The 24,914-nt window shown below is 48.0% G+C and carries 28 protein-coding genes; 9 read left to right on the forward strand and 19 right to left on the reverse strand.

The window, feature by feature from the left end; genetic code table 11:
• The first annotated feature begins 15 nt into the window (after positions 1-15).
• Genes BST96_RS06235 through BST96_RS06245 form a run of 3 tightly spaced genes read left to right on the forward strand, consistent with a single transcriptional unit; the run spans position 16 to position 3,176 of the window.
• On the forward strand, positions 16-1,014 hold the full coding sequence (locus BST96_RS06235; protein WP_085757866.1) for an ABC transporter permease: 999 nt from the start codon (positions 16-18) through the stop codon (positions 1,012-1,014).
• A gap of 21 nt (positions 1,015-1,035) precedes the next feature.
• Positions 1,036-1,875, forward strand: coding sequence for an ABC transporter ATP-binding protein (locus tag BST96_RS06240; protein ID WP_085757867.1), 840 nt, complete (start codon positions 1,036-1,038; stop codon positions 1,873-1,875).
• 56 nt (positions 1,876-1,931) lie between these two features.
• The gene (locus BST96_RS06245) at positions 1,932-3,176 is read left to right on the forward strand and encodes an alginate export family protein (RefSeq protein ID WP_085757868.1); all 1,245 of its coding nucleotides are present in this window, start codon (positions 1,932-1,934) and stop codon (positions 3,174-3,176) included.
• Positions 3,177-3,209: 33 nt separating this feature from the next.
• Here BST96_RS06245 and BST96_RS06250 read toward each other — a convergent pair whose 3' ends face one another.
• From BST96_RS06250 to BST96_RS06300, 11 genes are all read right to left on the reverse strand, one after another.
• Positions 3,210-3,485 carry a TehB family protein gene (locus BST96_RS06250; RefSeq protein WP_085757869.1) on the reverse strand — a complete coding sequence of 92 codons (276 nt, stop codon included), beginning with the start codon at positions 3,483-3,485 and terminating at the stop codon, positions 3,210-3,212.
• A gap of 6 nt (positions 3,486-3,491) precedes the next feature.
• On the reverse strand, positions 3,492-5,258 hold the full coding sequence (locus tag BST96_RS06255; protein WP_085757870.1) for a sugar phosphorylase: 1,767 nt from the start codon (positions 5,256-5,258) through the stop codon (positions 3,492-3,494).
• 2 nt (positions 5,259-5,260) lie between these two features.
• Positions 5,261-6,493: a glycosyltransferase family protein gene (locus tag BST96_RS06260; RefSeq protein ID WP_085757871.1), complete on the reverse strand. Its 1,233-nt coding sequence runs from the start codon at positions 6,491-6,493 to the stop codon at positions 5,261-5,263.
• Between the two features lie 17 nt (positions 6,494-6,510).
• On the reverse strand, positions 6,511-7,293 hold the full coding sequence (locus tag BST96_RS06265; RefSeq protein ID WP_085757872.1) for an HAD-IIB family hydrolase: 783 nt from the start codon (positions 7,291-7,293) through the stop codon (positions 6,511-6,513).
• A complete protein-coding gene (locus BST96_RS06270) occupies positions 7,286-8,176 on the reverse strand; it encodes a hypothetical protein (protein WP_085757873.1) in 891 nt (296 codons plus the stop codon). The genes BST96_RS06265 and BST96_RS06270 overlap by 8 nt, the downstream gene beginning before the upstream one ends.
• Positions 8,177-8,471: 295 nt before the next feature.
• Positions 8,472-9,230: a heme ABC transporter ATP-binding protein gene (locus BST96_RS06275; protein WP_085757874.1), complete on the reverse strand. Its 759-nt coding sequence runs from the start codon at positions 9,228-9,230 to the stop codon at positions 8,472-8,474.
• Between the two features lies 1 nt (position 9,231).
• Complete coding sequence (locus tag BST96_RS06280; RefSeq protein WP_085757875.1) at positions 9,232-10,257, reverse strand: FecCD family ABC transporter permease; 1,026 nt, start codon at positions 10,255-10,257, stop codon at positions 9,232-9,234.
• Positions 10,257-11,123, reverse strand: a complete 867-nt coding sequence (locus tag BST96_RS06285) for a heme/hemin ABC transporter substrate-binding protein (RefSeq protein ID WP_085757876.1) — start codon at positions 11,121-11,123, stop codon at positions 10,257-10,259. The genes BST96_RS06280 and BST96_RS06285 overlap by 1 nt, the downstream gene beginning before the upstream one ends.
• On the reverse strand, positions 11,120-11,545 hold the full coding sequence (locus tag BST96_RS06290; protein ID WP_169713926.1) for an ExbD/TolR family protein: 426 nt from the start codon (positions 11,543-11,545) through the stop codon (positions 11,120-11,122). Before BST96_RS06290 ends, BST96_RS06285 begins: the two co-directional genes overlap by 4 nt.
• Complete coding sequence (locus BST96_RS06295) at positions 11,538-12,140, reverse strand: MotA/TolQ/ExbB proton channel family protein (protein ID WP_169713927.1); 603 nt, start codon at positions 12,138-12,140, stop codon at positions 11,538-11,540. The genes BST96_RS06290 and BST96_RS06295 overlap by 8 nt, the downstream gene beginning before the upstream one ends.
• Before the next feature lie 5 nt (positions 12,141-12,145).
• A complete protein-coding gene (locus BST96_RS06300) occupies positions 12,146-12,799 on the reverse strand; it encodes an energy transducer TonB (RefSeq protein ID WP_157117878.1) in 654 nt (217 codons plus the stop codon).
• Positions 12,800-12,988: 189 nt separating this feature from the next.
• Between BST96_RS06300 and BST96_RS06305 the strand changes: the two genes are divergently transcribed.
• The 3 genes from BST96_RS06305 to BST96_RS06315 are packed head-to-tail and all read left to right on the forward strand — an operon-like array spanning position 12,989 to position 16,027.
• Positions 12,989-15,049 carry a TonB-dependent hemoglobin/transferrin/lactoferrin family receptor gene (locus BST96_RS06305; RefSeq protein ID WP_206045412.1) on the forward strand — a complete coding sequence of 687 codons (2,061 nt, stop codon included), beginning with the start codon at positions 12,989-12,991 and terminating at the stop codon, positions 15,047-15,049.
• Positions 15,050-15,095: 46 nt separating this feature from the next.
• Positions 15,096-15,497, forward strand: coding sequence for a heme utilization cystosolic carrier protein HutX (hutX, locus tag BST96_RS06310; RefSeq protein ID WP_085757880.1), 402 nt, complete (start codon positions 15,096-15,098; stop codon positions 15,495-15,497).
• Positions 15,494-16,027, forward strand: coding sequence for a HugZ family pyridoxamine 5'-phosphate oxidase (locus tag BST96_RS06315; protein WP_085757881.1), 534 nt, complete (start codon positions 15,494-15,496; stop codon positions 16,025-16,027). The genes hutX and BST96_RS06315 overlap by 4 nt, the downstream gene beginning before the upstream one ends.
• Before the next feature lie 183 nt (positions 16,028-16,210).
• Here BST96_RS06315 and BST96_RS06320 read toward each other — a convergent pair whose 3' ends face one another.
• Positions 16,211-16,825 carry a trimeric intracellular cation channel family protein gene (locus BST96_RS06320; protein ID WP_085757882.1) on the reverse strand — a complete coding sequence of 205 codons (615 nt, stop codon included), beginning with the start codon at positions 16,823-16,825 and terminating at the stop codon, positions 16,211-16,213.
• Positions 16,826-17,343: 518 nt separating this feature from the next.
• On the opposite strand from BST96_RS06320, the gene BST96_RS06325 reads away from it, so the two are divergent.
• From BST96_RS06325 to BST96_RS06335, 3 genes are all read left to right on the forward strand, one after another.
• Complete coding sequence (locus BST96_RS06325; protein ID WP_157117879.1) at positions 17,344-17,907, forward strand: DUF6817 domain-containing protein; 564 nt, start codon at positions 17,344-17,346, stop codon at positions 17,905-17,907.
• A gap of 290 nt (positions 17,908-18,197) precedes the next feature.
• Entirely contained in the window at positions 18,198-18,410 is a 213-nt protein-coding gene (locus tag BST96_RS06330; protein WP_085757884.1) for a hypothetical protein, read from the forward strand.
• 121 nt (positions 18,411-18,531) lie between these two features.
• On the forward strand, positions 18,532-19,257 hold the full coding sequence (locus BST96_RS06335; protein WP_085757885.1) for a class I SAM-dependent methyltransferase: 726 nt from the start codon (positions 18,532-18,534) through the stop codon (positions 19,255-19,257).
• 457 nt (positions 19,258-19,714) lie between these two features.
• Here the strand turns inward: BST96_RS06335 and BST96_RS20375 are convergent, their stop codons facing one another.
• The 7 genes from BST96_RS20375 to BST96_RS06370 all read right to left on the reverse strand — a co-directional run bounded on the left by BST96_RS20375 (position 19,715) and on the right by BST96_RS06370 (position 24,812).
• Positions 19,715-19,909 carry a hypothetical protein gene (locus BST96_RS20375; RefSeq protein ID WP_157117880.1) on the reverse strand — a complete coding sequence of 65 codons (195 nt, stop codon included), beginning with the start codon at positions 19,907-19,909 and terminating at the stop codon, positions 19,715-19,717.
• A 32-nt stretch (positions 19,910-19,941) separates the two neighbouring features.
• Complete coding sequence (locus BST96_RS06345; RefSeq protein ID WP_085757887.1) at positions 19,942-20,880, reverse strand: alpha/beta hydrolase-fold protein; 939 nt, start codon at positions 20,878-20,880, stop codon at positions 19,942-19,944.
• On the reverse strand, positions 20,873-22,357 hold the full coding sequence (locus tag BST96_RS06350) for a leucyl aminopeptidase (RefSeq protein WP_085757888.1): 1,485 nt from the start codon (positions 22,355-22,357) through the stop codon (positions 20,873-20,875). The genes BST96_RS06345 and BST96_RS06350 overlap by 8 nt, the downstream gene beginning before the upstream one ends.
• 74 nt (positions 22,358-22,431) lie before the next feature.
• Positions 22,432-22,611, reverse strand: a complete 180-nt coding sequence (locus tag BST96_RS06355; RefSeq protein ID WP_085757889.1) for a hypothetical protein — start codon at positions 22,609-22,611, stop codon at positions 22,432-22,434.
• Between the two features lie 119 nt (positions 22,612-22,730).
• Complete coding sequence (locus BST96_RS06360) at positions 22,731-23,171, reverse strand: acyl carrier protein (protein WP_169713928.1); 441 nt, start codon at positions 23,169-23,171, stop codon at positions 22,731-22,733.
• A 160-nt stretch (positions 23,172-23,331) separates the two neighbouring features.
• The gene (locus BST96_RS06365) at positions 23,332-23,988 is read right to left on the reverse strand and encodes a M23 family metallopeptidase (protein WP_169713929.1); all 657 of its coding nucleotides are present in this window, start codon (positions 23,986-23,988) and stop codon (positions 23,332-23,334) included.
• Between the two features lie 95 nt (positions 23,989-24,083).
• Positions 24,084-24,812, reverse strand: a complete 729-nt coding sequence (locus tag BST96_RS06370) for a hypothetical protein (protein WP_206045413.1) — start codon at positions 24,810-24,812, stop codon at positions 24,084-24,086.
• Between the last annotated feature and the right edge of the window lie 102 nt (positions 24,813-24,914).

The following is a 24,914-nucleotide window of genomic DNA, read 5'->3' on the forward strand; positions in this document are numbered from 1 at the left end:
AAGCAGTTAATCACTATGAATAGTTCTGCCACCGTTTTTAGTAAATTACTCCCCAATCAAAGCTCGGGCTTTCACTATGGCAAGCTGATCAATAGTGCGCTGAAAAATATCGGCATACCACTATTGGGCATTGGCCTGTTTCTTTTACTCTGGGCCGGTGCAGCGCAAAATATTGATACGTCTTTGGGTAAATTTCCCGGCCCCGCTGCGGTAACAACACAGTTTGCCGCGTTGTATAACGAACATAGTGCAGAGCGGGAAAAGGCCGATAAGTTTTACCAACGACAGGAAAACCGTAATGCTGAGCGTCTGGCTAAAGACCCGGGCTATCAGGCAAAAATCCGTAACTATACCGGCAAGGAAACGTTTCTTGACCAGATTGTTACCAGCCTAATAACGGTTAGCAGTGGTTTTTTACTGGCGGCGTTTATCGCCATCCCTCTGGGTATTGCTATTGGCCTAAGTAAAACCCTCAATATGGCCGTTAACCCTATTATTCAAATTTTTAAGCCCGTGTCTCCACTGGCTTGGCTGCCATTGGTCACAATGGTTGTCAGTGCTTTATATATAAGCCCTGAGCCAATGGTAGCCAAGTCTTTTTTAAATTCGATGATTACGGTGACCTTATGCTGTATCTGGCCCATGGTCATTAATACCTCTGTCGGCGTAGCCGGGATTGATGATGACCTGGTCAATGTTAGCCGGGTGCTGCGCTTGCCCGCATTAAAACATGTGCAAAAAATTGTACTGCCCGCAGCGATTCCAATGATCTTTACCGGTATGCGCTTATCACTTAGCGTGGCCTGGATGGTATTAATTGCCGCTGAAATGTTGGCGCAGAATCCGGGGCTGGGAAAATTTGTCTGGGATGAATTTCAAAATGGCAGTTCCGAATCACTTAGCCGCATTATGGCGGCGGTGATAACGATTGGTTTTATTGGTTTTTTACTGGACCGATTAATGTTGCAACTACAGCGCTGGGTGTCCTGGGACAAATCATCAGCACAACGCTAATTAATTATTAAGGAAACAACTATGAGTGTGTTACTGGATATCAGCCATATTGATATGGAGTTCCCTACGCCTGATGGCTGCTTTAAAGCGCTGGACGATGTGGACTTACAAATCAACAAGGGAGAATTTGTTTCCCTGATCGGCCACTCTGGCTGTGGTAAATCTACGGTACTGAATATTGTGGCCGGTTTATATCAGGCCACCAAAGGCGGGGTAATTCTTAATAGTAAAGAAGTCTCTGAACCCGGCCCTGAGCGAGCGGTGGTTTTTCAAAACCATTCGTTATTACCCTGGCTAAGTGCCTATGAAAATGTTGAGCTCGCGGTTAAGCAGGTATTTAAAAACAGCAAAAGCCGACAGCAAACCCGTGAGTGGATTGAGCACAACTTAAAACTGGTGCATATGGACCACGCCATGCATAAACGCCCCGATGAAATTTCTGGCGGTATGAAACAGCGTGTAGGTATTGCCAGAGCATTGGCAATGCAACCGGATGTATTACTAATGGACGAACCCTTTGGCGCCCTCGATGCCCTGACCCGTGCCCATATGCAGGATTCTTTGATGGAGATTCAGGCGGAGCTAAATAATACCGTTATTATGATTACTCACGATGTCGACGAAGCCGTTTTGCTATCTGACCGTATTGTGATGATGACCAATGGCCCCGCCGCCACCATTGGCGAGATACTGGCTATTAATCTGCCACGCCCCCGCAGCCGGTTAGCTCTGGCAGACAATCCGGAATATAACCGGCTGCGCTCAGAGGTATTAAAGTTTCTCTATGAAAAACAACGCAAGGTGGAACCGCTACCCAGCAGCAAGCCAGCGAATAGCAAAAACACCGAACAAGCCGCTTAATGGCATAAATATATAACTGATCTATTATTGAATAAAGAAAAAACGGAGCAAAAACTATGCAAGCCAGAAAATCCTTTTTAGGCCACCGCCCGTCACTATTACTAGGGGCATCTCTTCTGACCATAAGCACTTTTAGCCCAACAGCCCTGAGTGATGCTATTGCAGAGGCGCTAAGCAGTGGCACCGCTTATGGCGATTTTCGGATGCGCTTTGAGACTGTTGACCAGGATAATGCCCTTGACGATGCCGATGCACTGACCCTGCGCTCGCGCCTCGGTTATACCACCGGCGCCGTCAGTGGCTTTTCTGCCACTATCGAGTTTGAAGACTCTCGCTCTGTTGCTGGTATCGACGACTATAACGATACGATTGGCAATGGCACTGAATACTCTGTTATCGCCGACCCGGAAACCACTGAATTAGACCAGGGCTTTCTGCACTATAAAACCGACAAGCTTAGTTCAAAGCTGGGCCGCCAGGTAATCAAACTGGATAACACACGTTTTGTTGGTGATGTTGGCTGGCGCCAGGATAGACAAACCTTTGATGGCTTAAGCTTTGACTACAACCCACTGGAAGACCTGACGGTTAAATACGCCTACCTTGAACAGCGCAATCGTATTTTTGCGGAAGAAAAAGATATTGATTCTAAAGATCATCTATTAAACGCCTCCTATAAAACCGGCCTGGGCACCCTTACCGGCTATGGCTATTTATTGGAAGAAGATACTGATACTGAATTAGCCTTTGATACCTTTGGTATTCGCTTTAAAGGCGCCACCGATACCGGCGATATCAAACTGCTCTATACCGCTGAATTTGCCACTCAGGAAAAATCCAGCCAGGGCGCTGAAGATTTAGACGCTGATTATATATTTCTTGAAGGTGGCGCTGTAATTAGCGGCTTTACCGCCAAGTTAGGTTATGAAGTGTTAGGCTCGGATGATGGGCAGTTTGGTTTTTCTACACCACTGGCAACTCTCCATGCCTTTAATGGTTGGAGTGATCAATTTTTAAATACACCCAATGAAGGTTTGGTTGATACCTATATCTCTGTATCCGGTAAATTGGCAGGGGGTAAATGGGTAGTTGCCTACCATGATTTCTCCGCCGATGAAGATAGCGATATCAGCGATGACTTTGGTGATGAGATCAATATTTCTTACGGCAAAAGCTTTGGCAAGCACTATTCAGCGGGCATTAAATATGCCGCTTATAGCGCGGACGACCCGGCCAATAACGGTGCTACCGGCTTTGTCGATACCGATAAAATCTGGATTTGGGCTGGCGCTAAATTTTAAGCCTGTAAAAGCTACGGAGTTTCACTGCTGCTATCAGTGGTGAAACTCTACATAAAACTTAACCGCCCCCAGCGGTTTAACCTGGTGATAGATAGTGGGCTCCACTACCCCATAACGCTGCGGCGATAAAATGATTACTTCGGTTTCCGGCTCATTAATCGTGTATTCCAACTCCCCTTCCAGAATCACAATTTTCCCCCATACTCCGGCTTTGGTTTGATGGGCTTTTAGCAAACCCTTGGGCACCGTATCCTGATCGAAGGTGGGTGTTTTTTTATAGGGCACTATATGCTCAGGTAAGTTTTTCATTGACCTTTATCCCGCCAGCGTATCGCTGACTAATAGATTGCTTAACCAAACCGTTTGATAGGGGCTGAGTTTGAGTTGCCCTTCCAAATCTGCCAGTGTCTCGCCACTGAGTAAATCTGTCCACTGGTCAGTACCAATCAAGTTGATATCCGCCAAATTAATTAACTGCTCACTGCGTGTCACATTGCTGAGGCAGAAGATACTTTGCTCACGCTGAATACTCTGGCGCCAAAAGGCAAATACACCGGTGCCCAGATGCAAAGTAAATTGCGTAGCATTGGGGTGAAAAGCCGGCTGCTGGCAGCGCAGGCGCAAACTATCACCTAGCTGTTCAAAGATTATCTGGTGATGCCTGTCCTTATCAGCCAGTGCATCATATAAAGCCTGCTCTTGCCAGACATGGCGGTTAATCGAACGGTTATGCCCGGTATTCTCCAGTTTGGCATAATCGTTTTCTGTAGCTATCAAACTGTGGATATAGAATGCTGGCACCCCTTCCAGGGCCATCATTATCAAATGCGCACAAATAAATCGCTGACTCTGCCAGTGATCTGCCCCCCCTTCCATCGTGCCCTTTAAAGCATCGTATAAAGCAATATTGATTTCATAGGCCTTATCGACACCCTCCCGGGATTTTCGGTAAGTTACCTTGCCACCAAATTTTCTAATCGCTTTGACCAACTCTTCGCGATGTTCGTCATCTACCAGGCCATCCAGCGGCCTGAGGCCAATACCATCGTGGGAAGCAATAAAATTTAAATAGGCGGTGCCCGCCTGCGCTGGCGGCATACTCATCATCCAGGTTTTTAAATGCCGGCAATCGCCACTGAGCAGGGTATATAGCAATAGGGGCGGTAATGAAAAGTTATAAATAATATGCGCTTCATTAGCATTGCCAAAATAAGTCAGGTTTTCTCGATTGGGTACATTGGTTTCGGTGATAATCACCGCATCGGGGCTATGATGCTCCACTAGGGTTCGCAGCAATTTAATAATTTCATGGGTTTCCTGCAAATGAATACTGGGCGTCCCCACCTCTTTCCATAAAAAAGCCACCGCATCCATCCGGAAAATTTTTACCCCGCGGGAGAGATAGTGGCGAATAATATTAACAAATTCCGCCAATACCGCAGGGTTTTTAAAATTTAAATCCACTTGATCAGCACTAAAGGTACACCAGACATAACGGCTGCCATCAGCGGTTTCCACCTCAGTCAGCAGCGGTGAATTGCGGGGCCGTACCACTTCGCTCAAATCATCGTCCGGGTGGGCTTCAAAAAAATAATCTTTGCCCGGGTCCAGTCGTTTTTTAAAATTGTCAAACCAGCGACTGCGGGCAGACATATGGTTGATAACCACATCCGACATCAGTTTATAGTTATCAGCTATTGCAGTGATATCTTCCCAGTCACCCAATGCAGGATTAACCATCAGATAATCCATCACGGAAAATCCATCATCGGAGCTATAGGGGAAAAAGGGCAAAATATGGACCGAGTTAACAGCACCCTGTAAATAATCATCAATAAATCGTTTCAGAGTAGTGAGCGGTTTTTCATCCGGTTTAACAATGCTATTGCCATAAGTAATTAACAGACAATCGGCCTGATCCCATAAATTGCGGTGCGGCCTGGGTGGCTCTGCGGTGACTTCCAGCCCCATCGCACTGATTAATTCTTTAGCCAGGGCTTCAAGCTCAACATTGGGATAGAGCACCGATATATGCTCAACCATTCGACGCAGCAATTCTGGCTTACTACTGTTTTCAGGCATGATTATTTCTCATTCGCACTAAACTCTTGATAATCCTCTTCAACGGCCGTTTTTAGCTGTTCAAGAATATCAGGGACGGCACTGACCACACGGTTCCAACTGGGAATAAACGGCGTATCCATCGGCTTATCCAGAAAATGCTCACCGGCACGCATCACATTTTGGGCAAATAACTCTACCGCCTGCTCTTCCCCATGACGATCATAATCCAGGCCATTAATTAATGCATCATTGTGATAGGTTTCAACAAAGTCCAAGGCCACCCTGAAATAGGTGGCCTTGATCGAGCGAAACTTCTCGGTGGAAAATATTTCACCATTGGTGGCCAGCTTTCTAAAAATAGCCTTGGCAATATCAGTACTCATTTTTGACAAACCCTGTTCAACATCGGTCAGGGATAAATCCTGATGCTTATGATCATAGACCTCGGCAATATCAACCTGGCAGAGACGGTTGGTGGCATAGTTGCGTTTCATTTCTGATAACACCCCCACTTCCAGGCCCCAGTCACTGGGAATACGCAGATCATTGATAACATCTACCCGCATGGAGAATTCTCCCGCCAGCGGGTAGCGAAAGCTATCCAGATATTCCAGAAAATCACTATAGCCACAGACTTTTTTTAATGACCTGAGTAATGGCGTAACAAATAAACGGCTTACCCTGCCGCCCATTTTATTGGTGGCTACCCGTGGATAATAGCCCTTGCAAAATTCATAGCTAAATACCGGGTTGGCTACCGGGTAAATCAGCCGCGCTAATAATTCACGGCTATAGGTGGCAATATCACAATCATGCAAGGCCACCGCCTCGGCTCTTTTTGATGCCAGCGTATAACCATAGCAGTACCAAACATTTCTCCCCTTGCCCATTTCATTTGGCGCCAGACCCAATTCTTTTAACTTAGCATCCAGAGCCATTAATCTGGGGCCATCATTCCATAAAATTCGGTGGCGCTGGGGTAGCTTGCTAAAATATTGCAGCGCATGTTGATACTCTTCGAGATTGGCACGGTCCAGACCGATAACAATTTCATTGAGGTAGCTGACCTTGGTCAGCTCTTCTACAATATTGGCCAACGCTTCGGTCTGTAACTCGGAATACAGCGAGGGCAGCACCAGACCCATTGGCCGGGACTGTTTAAAACCTTCCAACTCTGCTTCCAGATCGGCCAGCGGTCGTTTGGCAATATTATGCAAAGTCGTAATCATGCCGTTTTGATGAAAGTCACCCATAGTTGTCTCCAGCGTTTTTAATCAATAAATAATGGCAATAGTTGGTCCATTGCCTGTTGCCAGCCTTCGGGGCCTGTTAATGTTGTTCTGATCATTTTTTCTGGCCCGGCTAACTGCATAGACCCTGACCGATCCGATTGAATCAGCACCGCAATATCCGCAGCATTTAACATTGCCTGATCGTTAGGGCTATCACCCAGCGCAATAATTTTGCTACCGGGATAATTTTTTCTGCACCACCATTGCATCGCACTGGCCTTATCAACGGCGGACATCACACAGAGAAAACGCCCGCCCTGCTGGGCGACTAAGCCATGCTCGGCTAACTGTTCGATAAAGTCCTGTAGTCTCGGCTCGGTATCCTGCCACAAGAGAGGTTCGCTAAAATCACGCTTAGCTGCCAACCGGGCCTGCTCAAGGGTTAAACCGGTCATTGCCTGTATGCCCTCGGCATCGCAGTCAGCAAAACCGGTAAATTGATACTGTGCTGATTGTCTTAAGGTCTTTAATACCTCCAACACCGCAGCTCTTGGTTTGGCAAATGCGTTACAGAGCCATTGTGTTGTGGCAGGCTGATAGACCGCCGCTCCATTTTCACTAATAAAAGCCTGCTCAATGCCCAGCTCTTTTTGTATAGCTTTAATTTCCGCTGCGGTTTTGCTGGAGTTAATAATCAGAGGAATGTTTTTTTGTTGAATCGTTGCCAAGGCTTTTGATGCCGCACTAAAGCTATAACTGTGATGGTCCAGCAAGGTGCCATCAAGGTCAGTAACAATAATCACCGGCGGTTTATCAGTCATGGTTTTTGTCTAGGCCCGTGGCATAATCAATACCATGCTGTTGATTCAGGTAAAACACCACATCTGCTCTGGCGGGCATTTCCTGCAACTGATATTCGGTTAAACGTTGAAAGTGCTGAATAAAACGCTGTATTTGCTCAGCTGTCATCACTCCCTTCGAGGGGCCCTCACTGGCCAGTAATTTTTCTTCCTGCAATTGCCGCCACTGTTTTACCGCCACCATATCCGGCACCGATAACATGACTAAATAATCCAGGGAAGAAAACCACTGGCGATAACCATGGTCGAGGCAGTTGTTGATATAGCTTCGCCAGCGACCATCGGCATCTTCATTTTCTTCCAGATCATTAATCGGATTTGATAATGCCGACTGCGGCTGGGGTATGGCCCCCACGCACCAGCCTTCCAGTAAGATAATATCCGCGGGCTGCTGTTGATAATGCCATTGCTGTTCCGGTACGGGATCATCGCTAGCTTTATTAAATGCAGGCAAGCTCACCGGTTTGCCGGCCAGTAATTGCGAGAAAGTATGCTGCGCCAGAGGTATATCATGGGTGCCGGGCACACCGCGGGTTTTTAATAGTGGATGGACATTTTCCGCTAGCCATTGCCTATCTGCACGGGCCAGATAAAAATCATCCAGCGATAATACCACGGTATTTTTTTGGTATTGCTGCTCCAAAATAGCGTTTAAAAACAGGCATAGGGTAGATTTGCCAGAGCCCTGCCCACCATTAACCCCTATCACCAAAGGCCGCTGCTGCTGGCGTCTGGCAAGCTGGGCACTTAGTGGCAGGATATACTCCGTGACCAGGGTTCGGTATTGTGCTGGCAACTGCTGCTGATTAATCAGCTCGCTGATCACCGTATCTATATCAGGCATACTATGACTTTCTCATCCCCATTCGGGTTTAACCTTAAGCTGGCAAGGCAGTTTTTATCCTCCCATCACTCTATCTCTATTCCTATTTGCATTTCAATTATTGCGCCAAGATAGAATATCCGCACAGTTTTAGGTCAATAAACTCTGCAAAAGAAGATATAGTCATTTAAATCAATCACTTAATTTTTTCGGCAGGGGAAACTTGCCAATACTCAGGCTCACCATAAAGCAGCAGAAAGCCAGAGCTGCGCACCAGCTCAGGGCAAAGCCTCTTTCTGGTGCAAAATAATCCAGCTTAAATAAATACCCGTAGTCCAGGGCCGCCATCAAATTGTTGCGGACGATAACCCCATTGCTCGGCGATGGTTTCCACAGTCAGCACTTCGGCTGGCGGACCCATGGCGCTAAAGCGACCACTATCGAGAATCCCTACCCGGTCGCTATAGAGCATACTCAAATTAAGGTCATGCATAATCACCAATGCGGTCACTTTATTGTTATGGCAGAGTTTTTTGGTCAGGCTTAACAGTTGATGTTGCTGCCCAAGGTCCTGGGCAGAGGTGGGCTCATCCAATAATAATAGTGGCGATTGCTCCGCCTGTGATAGCTGCACCAGCACTCTGGCCAAATGCACACGCTGGCGCTCACCCCCGGACAAACTTAAATAAGAGCGATCAGCAAACCTGAGGGTATCGGTTAGCTCAAGCTGCTCTGTTACCAAGTGTTGGCCTTGCCGTGTGCCAATACTCAGGGGAATTAAGCCCAGCGCAACCACTTCCCTGACAGTAAAAGGAAAATTGAGCGAGCTGCTCTGGGGTAATACAGCAAGATGTTTTGCCAGCACTGTTTTTGGCCAGTCAGCGATATCACGCTGGTGCAAATACCGCTTGCCAGTAATCGGCATTTCACCACAAATAGCTTTAAACAAGGTAGATTTACCGGCACCATTTTTACCCAGCACAGAAAACATCTCTCCTTCATGCAAACTAAAGTGATCAATATCCAACAGCCTATGCTGTTCAATAGACACCTGAAGCTGTTCGAGGGTCAACATATTATAAAAATGCCTTGCGTTGTTTAATCAGCAATAGCGCAAAAAATGGCGCGCCGATTACCGCCGTTAATAAACCTACCGGTAATTCTGAAGGTGCCATCATTAAGCGCGCACCAATATCAGCCAACAATAATAATAAGGCTCCAAGCAAAGCTGACAGGGGCAGTAAACTGCGATGATCAGGGCCAGTTAATAGTCTGATTAAATGCGGAATCACCAAACCAATAAAACCGATAATACCGGCTACGGCTACCGTCACACCAACACCCATAGTAGTAACGGCAATCAGTTTTATTTTTAAGCGCTCAATATCAATACCTAAATGGCGGGCCTCGGCCTCACCCAGTAAAAGTGCATTTAAGGCCTGTGCATGGCGCTGGTAATACCAGCTATTCATCAACAGCACCAATAAACACAGTACTAAGCTTTCTGTACTGGCAGAAGCAACGGAACCCATCTGCCATAAAGTAATATCGCGCAGGGCCTGGTCACTGGCAATCACATTGAGAAAGCCCATCACAGCACCACCAAAAGCTGCCACAGCAACCCCTGCCAGTAATAACATAATCACTGAGGTGCCGTTATCACCTTGCGCTAATTTAAAAACTAATAGAGTCGTCAGCAATGCCCCCAAAAAGGCAGCAATAGGAATACCGACGCCTGCCAACCACGCCGGTAAAAAAATAATAGCTATCGACGCCGCCAATGCCGCGCCGGAGGAGGCACCAATAATGCCAGGGTCTGCTAATGGGTTTCTAAATAAGCCCTGCATTACCGCGCCACACTGGGCCAGTATCGCACCGACCAATAAAGCCAATATCGTGCGCGGCAAACGTAAATCCAACACTACCAGCTGCTGATATTCCATCAAATTACTGTATGCCGTTCCCCAGACAACATCCCATACTGATAACAAGCTATCAGTTGCTGACAAAGACATTGCGCCACGGGTCAACGATAAAACAATGGCTACCGCAGTGAGAAAAACACAGAGCGGTAAAAAAAGTGATAGGGATAAACGTTGCATCAGGGTGTAGCCACCGGATATAACTGGCTGGATAATTCAGCCACTGCATCTATCGCTTTTAAACTAATACCAGCTACCAACAAATGACTTTCCACAGCGATAATTTTTTTCTGCTTACCCGCTGGGGTATAGCGCAACATGGGATTGCTTTGCATCAGCCCGGCAACAGATTTTTCACCCTTCTGGCCTGCAATAATAATCACCTCGGGCTCAAGGCTTAGTAAGGCCTCGGCAGATACTGAGCGGTAGCTATTATGTGTAGCCGCATTTTCCCCGCCTAATAAAGCGATAATATCGTTGCCGGTAGTGCCCTTGCCCGCCAGACGCAAGCCGCGGCCCTCCATATGTAATAGAAAAGCGACGCGGGTGTTACTGGGTAATTGTTGCTGCTTAATAACTAACATCCTGCTATCAATATGTTGTAGCAAAGGTTTAGCTTCTTGCTGCTTATCAGCCAACGCACTGATACGTTTAATATTCTCCGCTAGCATGGCTTCATTACTGGCAATATCTAATTGCATCAGTGTTAGCGGATAGGTTTTCAGGGCGGCAATAGTTTCTGGCGGTCCCATATGTGTGCTGCCAATAATCAGGCTGGGGTTTAGGCTTAATAAACCCTCGGTCGATAAGGTACGGTGATAGCCCAAACGGGGGATCTTACTCTCTGCTGGCAATTGGCTGGTCACATCCACACCAACAATTTGCTTAGTCATACCTAATGCAATTAATACATCCGTTACACCGGCATCAGTACTAATAATTCTTGCGGTAGTTTTTTCTTGCGCCAAAGCGCTATGGGTTGCTACTGTTAACAGTAATAGTCCACTGATCACTACTGCATAGATATTGTTGTAGTTAATATTCATTGTTGCTCACCAGGTTGTTCCATTATGATTTGTGCATTGCTAAAAGCCTGCTTATTTAAAAACGACAGCAGCTTTAATAAGGGTTCACTCGGTGCGTCTTTATCCGTCGCAATGGTTAAGGATTTATTGTTGTCCGCGGTTTTTTCCAGCAGTGCCCGTTTAAATTCAGCCCAGCTGTTATATTGCTGCTGGTCAATATGCCAGTAGGGTTTTTGATCGGTGATTGTTACCGTCAGTTCAGCCGTAATACTGTTATCCAAGGCCGCCTCAGTATCCGTATCCGGCACATCGATAGGCAGTGAAAGCAGTGGTGTATTCGCCGTAATTAATAAAAAAACAATTACGATAAACACAATATCGATTAGCGGGGTAATCTCCGCCGTTAATAAGGGCCCGTTATCCGCAGGCGTCGACTTAATCATCAACGGCCCCCAGCTCAATACCATCAATCAATAAATTCATGGTATTCATACTGTGCTCGGTGCGGTGAATAATTTTATCAATCCAAATTTGAAAACCGTGGGCGCCGGCCAGTGCCGGTAGCGCAATTACCAAACCCACTGCGGTGGTATACATAGCCAGGCCAAGCCCGTCGGCCAGCAAAGCTGGCTCAATGGGGCCGCGGTGATCGGCCAGACTTTCAAATACCTGGATTAAACCCAGCACCGTACCCAATAAACCCAGCAATGGTGTAAGCAGCGCAATCACCTGCAATAGCCGAATCCCACTGGACAGTTTTTGCCGCTGGGAAACCAACCAAATTTCGGCCAACTCTTCACGATAGTTTTTTGCCTGCTGGCGGTGAATGGATAAAAAATTTAAACCTTTGGCAACAATTTTAGGTTGTTGCTTGCCAGCAAATACTGGTGCTGCGGCATCTACCGTTTGCTGGCGCAGGGACTCCAGTATCAGCACCATTAATTTTTCCAGTAACAGTGCCAGAGTAATTAACGAACAAATTAACAGCGGCAAGGTCAGATGACCCAGTTGTTGCTGCAATACCTGATAAAAAGACATAAGCATTAATCCAATGAAAATTCGACCGGGATCCGCACATGGGATGCCACAGCAATATTGTTAATACGGTGGGCCATAAACTGCCATTGTTTAACGGCCTCCAAAGCCGCGCGGTCCAGCGGAGAAACGCCTGAGCTTTTAAAAATATCCGCTGCCAGCTGCTGGCCTTGCTCATCCAGCATCACATCAATCCAGACAATACCTTGCTGGCCACGCTTGCGCGCAATGCTGGGATAGCTTGGCGGTGTGGGCGAGCGGGCAAATAAAGGCTCGGTCACAATCGTTTGGTGAATACCTTGCTCGGACTTAGCCGGGGCGGCAGCGATTGACTCAGACTGTTGCAGCAGTTTTTCCTTAACCGGGGGCTGCTCTAGCTCTTCGGCCGCGATTTGCTCTACTGGCTGTGGTTTAGCCGAGGCTGGCTGCGGTTTAGGTGTTGCTATCTTTTTCGGTTTGGCTGTGGCCGTTTTAACCGGCTTTTGCTGTTCAACTTGCTCTTCAACTTGCTCTTCAATTTGTTCGGGCTGCTGCTGTGGCTGGGCTTTAGGCGTGGCCTGATACCGAAACGACAGTGCGAAATTCTCCGCCTGCATAGCGCCACTGGCCATTGGTTTCTGCTCTGCAGGCACCATCGCCAGTAATAAACCCTGTATTGTCATGGCGCCCGTAAAGCCCACCACCCTTATAGCCCTTATCAACCTTTTATCCCCTGATCCAATAATGACGCAGAGTCTACACAAGCCAATTTCTTAATGCAAATGATAACGATTAGCATTTACATTTGCATAAAGACTGTTTAGGATCGCATTTTTCAGCCCTAGTCGATAACAAAACAACAGGAGCAACCCATGAAGAACCTTATGCCACCGCTGGCTATTGGTGGCTTATTAGCCGCAAGTATCACCTCGGCCCTGGCCGCCGAAGCGCCGCAAAAACCACTGACCGTGTTTAAAACCGTTGCAGTCTCCGCCTCGCGAGTTGACCAGACTGCCCAGAGAGACAGCCGCAGTATCGACAGTGTTGGCCGCGAGCAATTGGAAGAAATGCAGCCAACCTCGGTGGCACAAGCGCTAAAATTTGAACCCAATATCACCGTCACCGGCGGCCCTGTTCCGGGTAATCAGTCGGTCAATATCCGCGGCCTGGAAGGCAATAAAGTGCTACAGATTATCGATGGCTCCCGGGTTAATACCAATTTTTCCCACCGCCCTGCTTACTTTTTAGACCCGGCACTGCTTAGCAGCGTCGATGTGGTTAAGGGGCCCGTCAGTTCGTTATGGGGTTCTGGTGCTATTGGTGGTGCCGTGTCCCAGCAGACGATTACTGCCGATGAACTGGTTACTAAAGAAGGTATTCCGGGTGGTTTTGTGAAAGCCGGCTTTAACGATAATGGTGACCAGCTGACCACGACGGCGGCGGTTGCCGGTAAAGACAATACCCTGAGCTGGTTACTGGCGGCGAGCTATCTCGACAGCGGCACCATGGAGCAAGGCAATGGCGACACCCTGTACGGCACCGAAGCCGAAAACCTGACCCTGCTGACCAAAGTCGATTGGGCCATTAACGAGAGCAACCGTATTGGCCTTAACTACCGCCATGCCGATAACGAAGGTGTACCTCCGGTGGTCGGCAGTGCCGACGATCAATTAAACAATAAAGACAGCCTGATTGAACGCGACGCTACTGATAAACATATCGCAGTTCATTACCATTACAACCCCAGCAGTAAGCTGGTCAAGCTGGATGCCAATGCCTACTTAAACGATACCAGCATCGAAGAAACCAATCTTAATAACGGCCGGGATATCAGTGATATTGAAACCACCGGTTTCTCGATCACCAACCAGGCAATGATTGCGGGCAAGCTAAATCTACTGACAGGTATCGATGGCTATAAAGACAGCCTGGATGCTGCCCGCCCCGATGCCGGCAGCGGCCGCCCTAACCCGCCGGACAATGCAGAAACCACCACTGTCGGTGCCTTTTTCTACGGTGATTACCCGCTGACCGACACAGTAGTGATTGAAGCTGGCGCACGCTATGACAGTTTTGAATCTTCAGCGGATGGTTTTAAAGACAATGATGAGTCTGCAGTTTCACCTTCGCTGGCTGCCAGTTGGCAAGCCACCCAATGGGCCAACCTGACACTGCGCTATGATGAAGCTTTCCGCGCAGCGGATGTTTATGAATTATTTATGGACGGTACTCACTTTGCGTTTTTCCCGGGTGGCCCAAGCAATGTGTTTGTACCTAACCCTGAGCTTGACCCGGAAACCTCAAAAAATATTGAGTTAAAAGGTGATTTTAACTTCAGCAATGTCTTTGCTAAAGACCAGCTAAAAGTGGTGGCCAGTGTATTCGAGAATAAAGTGGATGACTTTATCGAGCTTAGCGTAACTATCCCTGACGACTTTCCTCCCACCTGCTTTATTCCGGGAATGGGTACTGGCTGTGCCGGTACATCCATGTCTGAAAATGTCTCTGAAGCTAAGCTGGAAGGTTTTGAAGTCGGGGCGATTTATCAGCTGGACGCACTGACGGCATCGTTGTCCTACGGCCAGACCCGCGGTGAAGATGATCAAACCGGTGAAGACCTGTCAGGTATCCCCGCTGATAAATGGGTGGCGTCCGTTGACTATGGTATTTGGTCTATCGATACCAAAGTAGGTTTTAAAGCCATCAAAGCCAGTGACCAGGATAAAACCCCCAGTGACGATACCCAGGGGCCATACAAGGGTTATACCACTGTTGATTTCTATGCCAGCTGGGAGCCCAGCCAAAAAACATTGGCAGGGGTAAAAGTGGATATAACGGTAGCCAATGCCTTTGACCAGAATTACCGCAGCGCCTGGACCTCTGTGTTTGAAGCCGGCCGTTCGGTAAAACTATCAGCGCAGTATCGTTTCTAAAAGATAAGCCAGAGACCATCTCAAGCAAAGTAATAGGAGAGATAATATGACCGATAAAGTGACAGCAACCATGCCCGGCGAACAAGCCCAGCCCTTGTTGGAAACCGTCAGCCAGTGGCAAAATACCACCACCATTATTTTGCATGGCGGTTCGGTATTTGAATTTAAAGGGGTTTTCCCCAAGGGCCAACTGGCCCATGGCTTTTATAACTTAACAGGCGACAGTGGCTTTGAGGGCCATATCAATTTGGACAAAATCAGTACAATCGCCTTCCAAAGCAAACTGCACCGCGGGCAGGAAAGTCACGCCTTTGTCTTTCAGGATGCAACCGGTGAATGCATCTTTAAAATCTTTGTGGGCCGCGATGCTGAAGGGCAATTACACCCTGAGCAGAAAGCACAGTATCTGGCCTACCAACAACAATATCAAACAGGAGCAAGCGCGTGAAAAATAAAGCGATGGAAAACAGATTGGCGGATGAACTGGAGGAATTTTTAATGACAAGACGCACACTGCATTTATCCACTCTGGACCAGGACGGCCATCCCTATGCCTCCTATGCGCCCTTTGCCAAAGGTGATGACTGTTTATATGTTTTACTGAGTGATATTGCCGTTCACGGTGTTAATTTAAAAAATAATCCCAAGGCAGCCGTATTAATTGTGGAAGATGAATCAGAAGCACAAACCATTTTTGCGCGTATCCGTGTTAACTATCAAGTGCAGGCCCAACATATCCCCTTTGATGCCGGCGCAGAATACGATGAAGGGATTGACTGCCTGCAAAAAAAACAGGGCGACCGCGTGCTTAACCTTAGCCAACTCAGTGACTTTAATTTATTTAAACTGACCCCGCTGGGTGGCCGCTTTGTTAAAGACTTTGGCCGGGCTTATACCATTGCCGGCCAGTCGTTAACGGGGGAAAGTATTGAACATCTGCGGGACGGGCATAAGCCCAGAGCCTCTGTCAGTCGTTAAAAAAAGGCCGTGCTCTAATCATTGATAGCGTCTTTTAGCTTCTGTGTATCATTAGAGCTTGCCCCTATTCTTATTGGAGCACGGTTACCAAGAGCCCTGTATTTTTGTTGCCATCAAAAAGATTAAGGGTATACCTATAGATTTTTCCGTATCGGCCTCGTTATTGCGGATCAACGCCGAACGTTAAGCTCTATGGCCGGGCAATGTCAGCCCATAAACAATCGCCAAAGCTCTCAACACAAACCCCGCCGCAAACGCCAGCAGCGCCGCCAACGCAAAACTCACCCCCAACGCCGACAGCAACACATAAACGGTGGCACTGGTAACCGCACAGCTAATATATAATTCCGGGCGCATCAGCGTTAACATTTCGGCGCACAGTACATCCCGTAACACTCCCCCAAAGGTAGCGCTCATCACCCCCATCACCACGGCGATAACGGCCGAAGTCTGTTGCTGCAAAGCGGCCTCTGCACCCAGCACCGCAAAGACCGATAAGCCAACTGCATCCATCCATAAAATCCAGCGATCGCGCTGCTGAATTAACGGCAATAAAAAATAGGTCAGCACCGCGGCTACCATCGCCAGCGTCATGGGGTAAGGTTCCCGCACCCAAAACACCGGGCTAACACCCAGCAATAAATCCCTCAGACTGCCGCCGCCAATCGCGGTGACAGCCGCAATTAACATATACCCCAAAATATCCATACGCTTTTCGGCCGCAAACAGCGCGCCGGAAACCGCAAAAGCAAAAATGCCAATCCACGAAAGCCCATTCAGCAATTGGTCAATAATCATTAACCACAGCCCCCTCTCAATCGTTTAACCAAAAAATCCATCCCCCCATCAGGTTTAGTCCGTAGGGTGGATTACAATCCACCATTTCAACAACTCCAAGCAGGAAATCGGTGGATTGTAATCCACCCTACAAAGCCAAAGGATCAGACAGCACGATTAACCCAAACGAACAGTCCGTAGGGTGGATTACAATCCACCATCTTTAACAACTCCAGGCAGGGTATTGGTGGATTGTAATCCACCCTACAAAACGCTATTCAATCGTTTAGCCAACAAAGCCATCAACCCCATCCAGACAGCGGAGCGAATTCCAGCGAAACGCCCCTCTATCTCAATAAGACTCATCTAAAGCGATTTCCCCCACCTGTGAATAGATTATTTTTTAAGTTTCAACAGGTGGGGTTTTTCTTTGTCAATGTGTCTTATACAGGTGAGATGCCAAAAAAGTAAAAAGCTTTGATAGCCGATCAGAAAAATGTCTATAGATAGACAAGCCAATGGTAGCGGGAGGGAGGCTAATGACATACTCATCAATCAACGTCAAAGATAAGTTTCTAGCGCTGAAAGCATTAGGTGTCGGTGAGTTTGAACATTTGAATGGAAACCTAGAAACACATTTATATGAAACCTACCAATTATTAGTCAACTGGGGGAACCCCGATTTTGTATGCGATGCCGGCCTCTATCATGCGGTCTATGGAACACAAGCAATGAAGGATCTGGGGATTCCGTGTAAAGAATTTTCTCCTTCTGATCGTCCAAACATTAGAAAGATTATCGGTAATAACGCAGAAAATCTGGTGTATCTATATGGGGCTTGCGATCGAGACTACTTTTATCCACAGATTGGCTCCCCCAACCCCATATATCGAGACAGGTTTGACCAATCAGAAAAGAGACTGCCTGGTTCAACTATGCAAAATATTCTCGAGATAACTATGGCCAATGAATTACAACTGTGCATTAGCAGTTCATCATTTAGGAACGACAATAGAGACTGGTTTATAGCGTTATTTGACCGATTCGAAGGCATTGTCTCCAACAATGCTTTTAGGCTTTACCGTGATCTATTTACAGCATAAAAAACGCTTGAACACAGGTGCTCTACTTGGAGGTTATATTTCCTAATGAATATTTTTATACGACCAGCAAAAGAAAGTGATATTCCGCAGCTAACAGACATTTACAACTATCATGTGCACAATGGTCATTCGACATTTCAGGCCAACCCCCAAACTATCAAGCAAAGCGTGAGCGCATTCAAGCAGTCCGTAGGGTGGATTACAATCCACCATCTTTAACGACTTCAGGTAGGGTATTGGTGGATTTTAATCCACCCTACAAAACTTAACGACATCAGAAGGAGAAGCAAATGAAAACAGGAAAAGCCATAGGCTTGATTTTATCGTCTGTAGGTATATTGGCCGGGGTATATTTAGGTGTATCTCCCGTTATTGATGCCCTATCCACACAATATATTTCAGGGCATACAGCGGGTGTTTACCTAGCAAATATTGGTATTTTGGCTGGTTTATCTTGTGCCGCCATTGGCATTATTTTTAACCGTACAACCAACAATACTTAACCCGTTTCTATTATCCATTGCTTGTTGGCCCGGCGGGACTATTCAGCCCGTAGGGTGGATTACAATCCACCATCTTTAACAACTCCGATCAGGAAAATAAAACCAAAGGGAACCCACCACTATGGCAACCGTACAAAAACACTACGATGATGTCCTTGCTGAAATGTACTCCTGGATGTTTGGAGGTTTTGATGCCGGGGTTGAGAAAAACACAGCTTTTTTTGATAAGCACCGGTTAAGCCCCAAGCGCTCAGCGGTGGCGGTTGATCTGGGGGCGGGTTGTGGGTTTCAGGCGATTCCGTTGGCCCGGCGGGGCTATTCAGTTACCGCTATTGATCTGGACGCCAAGCTTCTTAAAGAATTAGCACAACATGCCGGCCAGCTCCCGATTCTATCTATTCAAGGCGATTTAGTGGATTTTGATCAGTCTATTGCGCAAAACGTTGAGCTGGTTGTTTGTATGACAGATACCCTATTACATCTGGAATCCAAAGCAAAAGTCATTGCGCTTTTTAGCAAAATTTATTCGGCCTTAGAACCAGGAGGGACACTGATCACTACGTTTCGTGACTTAACCGTTGAATTAAACGATACCGATAGGTTTTTGCCGGTCAGGAGTGATAGCAATACGGTGTTTACCTGTTTTCTGGAATATGAACCAGATACGGTGAAAGTGCATGATATTGTTTATAGAAAATCCCAGGATCAATGGACGCTGCAAAAAAGCTTTTATCGAAAGTTACGTTTATCCAGTGAATGGGTTATCGATCAGTTATCACATTATGATTTTCACTCTATTGATTCAGAAACCGAGCATGGGCTGATTACGATTATTGCGCAGAAGTGAGTGACTCCGTGGCTTAAGACCGTTACTCCCAGGCCAGTCTGTAGGGTGGATTACAATCCACCGTCTTTAACGATTTCAGGTGGGTATTGGTGGATTTTAATCCACCCTACAAAGCCATCAGCCCCACCGGGGTGTTGATTATTTTTTGGGGTTCACTGTTCCTTGGCTTGTTCGCGCTCACGCTGGCAGCCCGTAGGGTGGATTACAATCCACCGCCTTTAACGATTTCAGGTAGGGTATTGGTGGATTTTAATCCACCCTACAAAACCATCAGGCCCACCGGGGTGTTGATTATTTTTTGGAGGTCACTGTTCCTTGGCTTGTTCGCGCTCACGTTGGTAGCCCGTAGGGTGGATTACAATCCACCATCTTTAACGACTTCAGGCGGGTATTGGTGGATTTTAATCCACCCTACAAAACCATCAGCCCCACCGGGGTGTTGATTATTTTTTGGGGGTCACTGTTCCTTGGCTTGTTCGCGCTCACGTTGGTAGTCCTTATAGCTTTGGCTCACTTCTTTTATGCAGTCATCGTACTGGGCTGGGGGTTGCTGTTCGCACTCCAGCCGGTGGTGGTGTTGGATATTGTCGTAGACGGCTTGCTGGCTGCAGGCGGTGCTGAATAGCAACAGGATGATTGGCAGTATTTTCATTGCGTTTGTCCTTATCCATGGGTGTTGAGCAGTTACTGTAAAAAGCGGGCCACGGCCTCGTAATCTATATCGCAATGGCCGCCGGGGCGTGACTGCCATTGAATCTCTGCCCCGCGCTCACGCAGTTGCCGGGCCAATAAGCGGGAGCCATAGCTGCAGCCCCATTCATCCTGTTTACCGCAGCTAAGATAAATCGCCGGTGCCGCCTCGGCATTAAAGTCAGCCGATAAGGCCATGGGGTCGTTTTGTAACCACAGGCTTTTATCGCTATAAAAACGCAGTGAAAACATCAGTAACATAGCCGCGCGTTTTAAACGAATACCGCTGTTATGGATAAAGGCCCGCAACTGGGCAAGGCTATCGTGGTGAGAAACCGTCGCCAGCGGTGCGCATAGCGATGCCGCTTTGGCAAAGTAGCCCCGGTGTTTAAGCGCAACAATCAGGGTATTAAAACCGCCCATGGAAATACCGGCGACCAGCCGCTGGCCGCTGGCGGTTGGCGGGAGCTGCTGTTGCAAACGGGTTTCTATGGTGGGAATTACCACCGTACTAAAGACCCGGTACAGGCCGCCAAAAGGTGCCGCCTTATCTTCCGTTAATACCCACAGTTTGCCAAAGGACAGGGACACCACAGTGGGTGGCTGCAGCTGGTCTTTTTCCCAAGCCTTGTATAACTGGCCGGTGTGATAGTCGCGGTCATTCCACCACCGTGCCGTGCCATTGCGGCCGTGAAAATAATACAACACATCGGGGTTATCACTGCCTTGATAGCGGTGCAAACACCAGGACCAGGGCAGCGGCACTGTTTCTTGAAAACACTGCATCTCCAGCTTGGCCAACGGAGTGGGCTGGTAGGGTGAAGCTGGCCACCACCAGACGGTGACCAATAGCAGTAGCAGCAGCGCGCCGTAAACTGGCCACCGTGTTAACCGGGCCTGTTGCATAAACCGCTCCAGCGTGATGTTAGCCATGCATTAAGTACTCAGTCAGCAAACCCACCGGGGCACCGGTGGCACCTTTATGCTCCCCTTTTACCCAGGCGGTACCGGCAATATCCAGATGCGCCCAGGTTTGCCCCTGGGTAAATTCCCCCAGAAAATAACCCGCTGTAATTGTGCCCGCTTCAATGCCCCCCAGGTTGGCAATATCCGCAAAGGGGCTTTCCAGTAATTTGCCGTACTCCGGCCATAGCGGTAGTTGCCATACCCGGTCACCGGACTGCTGCCCGGCGGCCAACAGTGTTTGGGCAAATTGATCGTCGTTGCTCATTAAGCCGGTAGCCTCACGCCCAAGGGCAATAATCACCGCGCCGGTCAGTGTGGCCAGATCAATAATGGTTTTGGGTTGGTAGCGTTGGACATAGGTCAGTGCATCGCAAAGCACCAAACGCCCCTCGGCATCGGTATTGAGTATTTCAATGGTTTTGCCAGACAGGCTGGTGACAATATCGCCGGGGCGGCTGGCATCGGCGCTGGGCATATTTTCGGCGGCGGCCACCACGCAGACCAGATTAATCTTGAGTTGCAGTGTTAGCACGCTATGCAGCGCCCCAAATACCGCAGCAGCCCCGCACATATCAAATTTCATTTCATCCATGGCGGCACCGGGTTTTAAGGAGATACCCCCGGAATCAAATGTAATGCCCTTGCCTACCAAGGCATAAGGCGCTTCGTCTTTTTTGCCTCCTTGATATTCCATCACAATTAACTGCGATGGCTGGGCCGAACCACGGCCTACCGAGAGCAAAGAATGCATACCCATTTCGGCCATGGTTTTTTCATCAATGATGGTGACTTTAAGGTTGTCTTGCCCGCGGGCCATCGCCTTGGCCTGTTTGGAGAGATAGACCGGGTTGCAAATATTGGGCGGCGTATTGCCAAGGTCCCGGGCCAGTGCTGCGCCCCCGCCAATGGCACGGCCAATGCGCAAGCCTTTTTTCAGGCTGGCCAGTTGGCTTTTATCGCTGGTGATTAGCGTCAGTTTGGTGAGCTTGCAGGGTGATTTATTGCTGCTTTTATAAGGTTCAAAGCGGTAGCAGGCTTTGATTAGGGCTTCGGTCACCATCCGCGCCTGCCACTGCAAGTCCCGCCCGGTGACTTCAATATCGTCGAGGCAAACGGAAGCAATAGAGCTATTGACCTTGGTGCAGTGGCGCGCCATATGCTCGGCCAGGGTTAAAAACTCCCGGTCGGTCAGTTGCAGTTTGTCGGCGTTAATCACCAGCAAACGTTTGGCGGTAATGCCTTCGGGATTATGCAGTAATATATGGTCCCCCAGTGTTTCACCCAGCTCACGGTTTTTTTGCAGTGCTTTTAAGCCGCCTTTTAAAGCACTATTTAGTGTGGATGTCATGGACGGTAATTTTTTGGTATTGGGTAGCATCACTACCAGACAGTCACTTTTAGCAACGGCGGCTTGCTGGCACTGGGCGGTAAATTGTTGGAGCATGGGGGTTCCTTAAAATAGAAAATCAATGGATGGTCAAACGGTTGTGTAAAAAAACACTGAGGCGGGCTCGGTGCTTAGTTATAGCCTTTGATATAACAATGCGGTTCTAGCGTGTCATCCACCACCAGGGGTGATAACGGTATCTGCGGTTTGTTTGGCTTATCGGCCTTTACGGTTTGCAGATGACTGCCTGTTTTTAGGGAGGGCAGCGGTTTAAGTTTTATTGGTGATAACGTTTTGGGTTTGCTTTCCATGGATAGCTCCTTACTACATAACTACATAACTACATAACTACATAACTACAGACATAACTACAGACAAAATATAACTACGATCACACCCAACCCTGGCAGCGGCCACGGCCGGTGTTGGCTTAATGCTGTTCCTCAATGTCGCCGCTGCTTTCACTGGCCTGATCACTAACTTGATCAGCAGCCGGCTCGGTCGTCTGGCTTAACAACGTTTGCAGATAGTCGGCAATATCCTTAACCTGCTTAAAACTGTTGACCTGTTCATCGGGAATAAATACCTCAAAATGTTCTTCCAGATCCATCGCCACGGATAGCACTTCAAGGCTGTCCATACCGATATCATCTAATAAGGTATCGGGGGTAAAACGGTGCTGGTGTTTTTTTATCGGCAACGCATCGCTTAGCATGGCCTCCACCACGGCGTAAATAGCCTTATCACTGGCGGTATTGTCAGTGGAGGCACTGTCACTGGAGGTATTGTCACAGGGGCTAATCTCATCAGCCTTTGCCTGATCGCCCAAAGCTTCGGCCGGGCTCTCTGTATCGGCTGCTGCCATTGTCATTGTTGTTTCCATAAAGCGGATACCTCGGTAAAAAAACCTTGCCGGGCCGGAGAGAAATAACCAGACAGCAAAAAACGGGCGCAGAATGCACCCCCTATAGCTATAAGACACTTGAGCGGGCATTTTCCCCACCCTCGATATAAAAAATAATGAAAAAAAATTAGTCGCCGCTAAATAAACGATAATTTTCAGGCAGTTGCCGGTAGCGCGTCACCCAGCCGTGGGGGCCTTTATGCTGATAACGGGCCAGCACAAACGGTATAGGCCGCCCCTGGTCCCATTCCGCCTCGCGCTGTAAATGAATATGCAGATGGGGCGCGATGGTATTACCCGAGTTACCCACCCGGGCAAGCGGCTGCCCCGCCGTTACCGCCGCCCCCAAGGCGGGCTGGATACTGCCCTGCCGCAAATGCGCCAGCAGCGCTACCACGCCGTTGCCGTTATCAATCACTAGAAAATTGCCCAGAAAGTCCGCCGGGGTATTGCCAGCTTTGCGCGGCATTAGCCACAGGCCGGTATATAAATCCCGCAGCAGGTTTAAGGTGAGCCTATCCTGCGCGGTATTTTCAAGCCGGGTGACCTTACCGCTAATGGGTGCATAAACGGTTTTGCCCCAGCTGCAGGTTTGGCTAACGGGTAGCCGGTAGAATAAATGGGCCAGCGCATCCCGGCGACGGTAAGGCCAGCCCCGGTGATTCACTGCGACGATATCTTTGGCATCCGGGTGATGGCCAGGTGGGTTTAAAAAACGGCAGTGGCCTTTTAGTGGGGGGAAATAACGGGGAGGGTTTGGGGGGGTGTTGGCATAGTGAGTCACCTGGTGGTCCGAGTCACTGCTGGGTGTTGGCACCGCTGCCTAATATTAAGGGGGCCAAAAGCCACAGGCTTTTGAGGTGCCGTTTGAACGACTTGTTAGGTTGTATTTTTGGCATGGAACTCTTTAGCTGCTTCTAAGTTTTCCTTTATAAAATCGGGCTCAAATACTCGAATACGAACTGAATTGGCATTGGATAACTCGAACTTTAGGTCACTAACTTTTGCCCCAAGTCTACTAGCTAGTGAGTGTACTAAATTTGCCACCTTATCCCATGCCTCTGCCGCAAGCTCCGTTAGCTCTTTTTCTGGAAATGGTTCCATTCTCCATGACCTTTCAACACATGTATATTCCCCATAACCATCTTCTGTATAAAGAATACCGAGAAAGTCTTCTTCCCTTGCAGCATGGTCAATATATCGAAGTATAGCCTGCTCACTATCTTCAAGCGGATCAATGGGCATACCGATACCAAGCTTGAGCCCTCTTCCTTTAGTAAGGCCAACCATTCCTTCACTAGCAGGTTTAAGCATCGATCTATGCACTATTAGATCCCTTTGTTTAAATAGATACCCTACTAATTCATCTTTGTGAAGCTCCTCCTTTTGTTGTTTGAGCCAGGAGTTTAATTCTGGGGCATGTTGCATTTCCATAGTAGCCATTTGGATGACTTCTTTAATGCATCTCAGAAAAGAATTTAAAGCCCAGCGAAATCTATCTGCCTCGTGGTATCCATATTCCATTAATCGAATATTCCACGCTGACTCCTCAAGCCGATCAAATGTAGACTCTAGTTTTACTAAAATTTTTCTATTTTCGCATTCCATAGCTATGAGATACCTAACGCCCGTATTTGGGGCGGACTGAGCGACGCGAAGGCCGTCCCAACCCTGCAAGGGCGGCCAACATACGCTTGTTATAGTGACAAC

It is taken from the genome of Oceanicoccus sagamiensis, assembly GCF_002117105.1.
GTDB lineage: Bacteria > Pseudomonadota > Gammaproteobacteria > Pseudomonadales > Dasaniaceae > Oceanicoccus > Oceanicoccus sagamiensis.